The sequence below is a fragment of the Microbulbifer okhotskensis genome (genome assembly GCF_023895975.1).
Classification (GTDB): domain Bacteria; phylum Pseudomonadota; class Gammaproteobacteria; order Pseudomonadales; family Cellvibrionaceae; genus Microbulbifer; species Microbulbifer okhotskensis.
In genome coordinates, this window is record NZ_JALBWM010000172.1 from 1 (window position 1) to 5,280 (window position 5,280).

Here is a 5,280-nt window from a genome sequence, read left to right on the forward strand (position 1 = left end):
TAAATGGTCAGCAGGCTACAAAAGTGATCGAAGCGCTGAAAGCCTGGCTGGATCGTGAAGAGAATAAAGGAGGAAAACAGTGAGGCATCAAGATCCAAATATGGAGAGCCGCCGTCATGAACTCCTGGAGGAAATCCACGCCCATGCTCGCGAGGTGTTAAAGCAGCATGGGGTGAATTCAGATATTGCGGATCAGGCGGGCTGCGCTATTGCTGATCATTTGGCTACAACCTGGGGCGGGCAAATCGTAACGGTTCCGAAGGACTATCACTACCGCGTTGCGTCTCGTGATGCTCAGATCTACGAAGAGTTCAACGGACGCAACCATTCACAACTAGCACGCAAATACGGTATGACAGTGCGTGGCATCTACAAAGTCATTTCGAGAGTGAGAGCGAAAGGCGATCCAAATCAACCTGAACTCTTCTAAGTCTCCATTTCACCACATGCAACGCCGTTGTAAACTCTATCCCATATAACCCCGGTATATCCCACCTAGTCCCAGGATTTATTGCATCATTAGGTGGGGTTTATCTCATTAGGGAACACTCTGGTGGGGTTAATTCTTTAGCCAGTACAGCATAGAGAGAAAGTGGTCTTTTAGATTTTCCTTTTCCTAGTAATCGTATTTCAGTAGTGGATACGCTGACTTTGGCTTTTCTTCCAGGTTCTCCATTCCGCTTGGGAATATCTACCGTGTATTGACCAATAGATTTCTGCTCATTCATATGGTCCCAAAGCAAAACCGTTTCTTCTCCATCAAGCTCCAAGGTGCGATTTGCCTTAGCCCGAACGATATAGCTCGCACGTCGCTGTTCGCTTTGATCTTCCGCCAGTTGAAACCACTCATGAATATCCCCCTCTCTATCAGCGATACTCACAATTGTGCTTTCAGGGCAGCGCTCCTGTATCTGACAAGCCGTTTCGTAATGGTCTAGCCAGCGTCGACTCTCCTTATCCTTTATCGACTTGGTATAGCGGGAATTAGCGCTTGACTCCTTATCTCTCTGCCACATACTGCCCTCAACGACACCCAAGTTAACTCTTGATGGTGTTATAGCGATGGAGGTGTGCAACAGTTGCTGATTGGTCTCTTTCCGTCTAAGTGTTCCCATCTCTTTACTTTCTAAGTCAGTGGCAAAATTTAGAAAGGTGGTATCTTGAGGGATAAGAACAACGGGCTGCGCCTTGATTCTCTCAAGAGTTGCCGATTTATGGCCGCTCATAATAGAGTCAAAGTTGACTTTATCATTTTCGATAAAACGATAAGCCCCAAACGTTTCTGCCCAAGTTTTGTTTGCACAGGGAATGCTATTCTTTGGATCTGAACTTAAACTACTAAGAATATTGGACAAGCGCTTATTCAAGCGTGTATCACCCATAACCTGATTTTTTACTTCGTCCATGACCCAGTCCTGCATAATAATCCAATCAAATCTGTAATTCTTACTAGGACAAACTGTAACTTATTGATTTACATAATAAAACTGGAAAAACTTGTGTATAAAACTTAGCGCCACTGTCAGTGGATAACCCCCCGTTAAACGTAGATGCGTACATCGCCCCAGCGCAAATAGCGATGATGAGTGACACTGCAATTAGCCGCTTAAAATCTCTAATTAGCGACCTCCATTTTGGAGACGTATCTATTTGATTAGAATCTATTTCCATATTGAGAACTCCCTTACTACTCAGCTATACGATTATGTATGACATAAACGCCCCTAGTCTTGAGGCTTGTTTACATCACTTGCCACAAGAAAACAGATATGTGGCATGTGTGCCAGAAACTCAGAGGTTAATCCGGATGTGGAACCGTGTCGATTTGCCTGACTCATTAAAACAATCAAAGGGAAGATTTTTGCAGCTCAATTAGCAAGCCACAGACATGAGGTGCACTAACGTACCAATATGGTCTTTGTTCGCAATTCTTACTGAGAAATACTGAGGTGCTCCCCAAGCAGCACTAAAACGCATCAACATCAACCACCCCCAAGGCCAGTAAAGCGGCTCAGAGAGCCACAGAGGCCCTTTCAGCAGAGGGTGCGCCCCATTGCCACCTTCTCAGAGTTTTGCGACCAGTACGCGCGGGAAAGCTGAAAGGCGGTTCTTGCGAGACAGTAGAAATAAATCGAAAAATTCCTGCCATCATGGCGAAAGTAAAGGCTTGTAACTCACGATATATTTATTATTCCACCTAGCTTAGGTATTCTACGGTGCCAGAAACATCAGGGAGGAAAGATACAAATGGGACACTACGAACAGCCAAAACCGTACTATTTGAAAGACCGCCGCGAGGTGGCTATAGATATGTTCGCCTCAAAGGACAATATCACTAAAGCGGACTATATGGCTCTACAGGTTGTAGAGCAGGTTGAGGAAACGCTAGATAAGTACCGTCAAGAAGCTGTCACCATGAGCCGAAAGGAGCTACGGAGCGAAGAGCACGACTCCGCCCGGCTTGGGAAATTTATGGACAAGAACGGTAAACCGCATCCAGGTGGAAACTGTGATGCTCATGCAATTGTTTCAGGAACACACACTAAGGCTACGCGCCAGAGGGGTATTTTGGCTCGGGTTAACATCAGGATGGATGACATTAGGAATGGAACCTGGCTTCCACGAAGAACAGCCGATACTCCGCACCCCAAAATGCCTGCCGCAGTCCCACACTCCCGTATTCACAGAAATGGTTATTACTTATGGTTAAAATTAAAGTTTGAGACCTTAGACCTAAATAACCTTTCGGAAGAGGCTATAGATAAGTTGCTTAGGGGCATAGAATACGATTTGAAGTTCTCCAGCTTCCCTACTTTTGTTATGTTAACCGCCGCCGAACTTAAAGCCTTAGAAACAGCATGAAATTTTATCAAGTATTTGAAGATGACAATAACTACATGACCGTCTACTTTGACCCTGATGAGGTTGAAGATAAGCGCGGTGATGATGATTTCACAATCTTCACAACGCCCCAAGCCTACGCAAGTGACTGGGTACCCTTGGAGTTGAGTATTAAAGCTTGTGACTCCCCCCCCGTGATTCCTGCGATATCTACATGGCTTAACTACCTTGTACTGCACGAGTCGGCTTACAAGGCTCTTGAGGGTATGCTGGGTCCGTACGGTGAGTTTCTACCTTGCACATATCAGGGGGCTAAATTTTACCTATTTAACCCTCTTACAATTGCTGAAGACCTCGACGCGGTAATGCCAGGTTCTGTCACAAAAGATGACGGTTTGCTCGCAAGTATTGCTTTTGATGAAGAAAAGCTAAAAGACACCCCAGTATTCAGGACTAAAGAGTCATATATTTGTATTTATTGCACCGAAGCCTTTAAGAACCTTGTTGAGAAAGAGAAGCTCGAAGGGCTAAGATTCAGCGCCAAACTGGCACACGTCTAACTCAGCAACGTAGCCACTAGGCGGACTCCTGGTTGACACTACGAGCCCGCCAGCAAGGCTGGGATAAATACCATTGTGAATCTTTACCAAGTATTCACCAACTGTACTGACTACATGACCCCGCATTTCAACATCGATGAAGTCGAAGATAAGCGCGGGGATGATGATTTCATTATCGATATAAGGCCTAAACGCTATGCTGACGAATGGGAACCTCTCGAAATTGAATTCTGCCTAGAAGATGGCCTCCCTAATATCCCCACGCTATCTAAGTGGCAAAACTATCTTGTATTGCACGAATCGGCTTATAAAGCACTGGAAGGGGTCTTAGGCCCTTATGGCGAGTTTCTGCCATGCACTCACCAGAATGCAAAGTTTTACCTGTTCAATCCACTGATAATTGCTGAAGACCTCGACGCAGTAGTTCCCGACTCAGTCACCCTGAATGGAAATCTACTGACAGGTATTGAGTTCGATAAAGACAAGCTGAAGGATGTTCCGGTATTTAGGAGCAAGGAATCCTATATAACCATCTACTGCACCGACGCATTCAAAGACGTGGTTGAGGCTGAGAAGCTTGACGGCCTACTGTTCAGCACCAACCTGACTCACTACTAGTTAGCCTGACAGCCTCGAAGCGGGCCCAATCGGTGAAGGCTCCAACAGCCTCCAGATATGGGCCTTAGCCTGAGAAAACCTGAGCTTCATTTTTTAGCTGAGACACCACAGTTCAGGCATGTTTTTACAGTGCGTGCCCCACCACAGTCATGACACATAGTCCTGGTATATTCGTTTGGAGAACAAGAGGAGCACTTCTGAGCAACAAGTTTATACTTACAAACTGGACAGTAGCTTTGAGTATTAGGCCATTCACCTTCTAATAACCGCCTTCTAGATTCTTTTTCTTTTCTTTCTTCTTCTTGAACCCTTCTTCTCATTGCTTCATGAGTATACTTATCACTAGGAACTTTAGGGGGGCTAACTCTCTGATGCCTATGTGCCCCTATAGAATTATTTGCATTCCTTGATATTCGGCGTTGTTCGTGCAACATATTTTTCGAATGTGCTATCTCATTATCAAGGCTTTCATTTAGCTCCTCTCTTAGCTTATCAAGCTTCCTCTCTTTTCTTTTGTGATTAAGCCATCTTTTAGCTAAAACCTCTTCAGTTACCCATCTACGCATAGCAGCCTTATAAGTAATTCCGCGAGGCCCCTTAATTTCTAGTGAAGATAGATAGTCTGACACGTCAAACTCCAAATGACCTGACACTTTACCAGGGTAATCATCAAGGCTTATTGCCACACGCTCTCTATGCGTGATATCGAGAAGCAGCTCATGATTTTGTATCGCTGCTATGAGCGTATAAGGAATAGAAAACTCTTTGTACTCACTGACAACAGGATTCGAAGCTCTAGTTATCCACGTCAGTTTTTCGAATGGCTTCCCATTTCTAACTAGTTCCACAGTTCCAATGTAGTCAGGAAGGGCTAAGGGCTCATTTTTTAAACTAAGTAGCATTTGCCTAAGCATTTGAGCACAAACCGACTCAAAAGATAGGTCACACTCTTTTTCAGCTACTACCTCGGCACGACTGTCATGAGCAAAGTGCCATTCCACCTTCTCACCACGCCTAGCAACAACGCTCTGCCCACAAGAGGGACAGACACAATTACAGCTGCGCCCACGTGGCACATCTTCAACACCACAAAGTTCGCCACTTTCCCTATTTATCGCAAATGGTATTAGTGTACTCATAACCCTATGACTCATAATCCCTTATCTGTCGCCAATTATTACAAATAAGCTCATCTTGAAACTACAGCGAGTTATTGTCAATTCTGGTGTTCAACAGGCCTGATCAAGCAGCGCTCTGGTCG

6 protein-coding genes are annotated in these 5,280 nt (G+C 44.9%); 4 read left to right on the plus strand and 2 right to left on the minus strand.

What is annotated here, in order from left to right:
• The first annotated feature begins 79 nt into the window (after positions 1 to 79).
• Positions 80 to 430: a Mor transcription activator family protein gene (locus MO867_RS20265; RefSeq protein WP_252472471.1), complete on the plus strand. Its 351-nt coding sequence runs from the start codon at positions 80 to 82 to the stop codon at positions 428 to 430.
• A 100-nt stretch (positions 431 to 530) separates the two neighbouring features.
• Here MO867_RS20265 and MO867_RS20270 read toward each other — a convergent pair whose 3' ends face one another.
• Positions 531 to 1,421 (minus strand): IS4 family transposase, encoded by an 891-nt coding sequence (locus MO867_RS20270; protein ID WP_507161426.1) that lies wholly within the window; start codon positions 1,419 to 1,421, stop codon positions 531 to 533.
• Positions 1,422 to 2,247: 826 nt separating this feature from the next.
• Between MO867_RS20270 and MO867_RS20275 the strand changes: the two genes are divergently transcribed.
• The 3 genes from MO867_RS20275 (at position 2,248) to MO867_RS20285 (ending at position 4,019) form a co-directional block, all read left to right on the plus strand.
• Positions 2,248 to 2,862 (plus strand): AHH domain-containing protein, encoded by a 615-nt coding sequence (locus MO867_RS20275; protein ID WP_252472475.1) that lies wholly within the window; start codon positions 2,248 to 2,250, stop codon positions 2,860 to 2,862.
• Positions 2,859 to 3,401: an imm11 family protein gene (locus MO867_RS20280; protein ID WP_252472477.1), complete on the plus strand. Its 543-nt coding sequence runs from the start codon at positions 2,859 to 2,861 to the stop codon at positions 3,399 to 3,401. The genes MO867_RS20275 and MO867_RS20280 overlap by 4 nt, the downstream gene beginning before the upstream one ends.
• 75 nt (positions 3,402 to 3,476) lie before the next feature.
• Positions 3,477 to 4,019, plus strand: coding sequence for a hypothetical protein (locus MO867_RS20285; RefSeq protein WP_252472479.1), 543 nt, complete (start codon positions 3,477 to 3,479; stop codon positions 4,017 to 4,019).
• 86 nt (positions 4,020 to 4,105) lie between these two features.
• On the opposite strand, the gene MO867_RS20290 is transcribed toward MO867_RS20285, so the two are convergent.
• Positions 4,106 to 5,158 (minus strand): competence protein CoiA family protein, encoded by a 1,053-nt coding sequence (locus MO867_RS20290; RefSeq protein WP_252472481.1) that lies wholly within the window; start codon positions 5,156 to 5,158, stop codon positions 4,106 to 4,108.
• Positions 5,159 to 5,280 lie beyond the last annotated feature (122 nt).

Excerpts from the sequence above, each read along its gene's own strand:
- MO867_RS20275 (WP_252472475.1), top strand. The coding sequence starts at position 2,248 with ATGGGACACTACGAACAGCCAAAACCGTACTATTTGAAAGACCGCCGC.
- MO867_RS20280 (WP_252472477.1), top strand. The coding sequence starts at position 2,859 with ATGAAATTTTATCAAGTATTTGAAGATGACAATAACTACATGACCGTC.
- MO867_RS20290 (WP_252472481.1), bottom strand. The coding sequence starts at position 5,158 with ATGAGTACACTAATACCATTTGCGATAAATAGGGAAAGTGGCGAACTT.
- MO867_RS20270 (WP_507161426.1), bottom strand. The coding sequence starts at position 1,421 with ATGCAGGACTGGGTCATGGACGAAGTAAAAAATCAGGTTATGGGTGAT.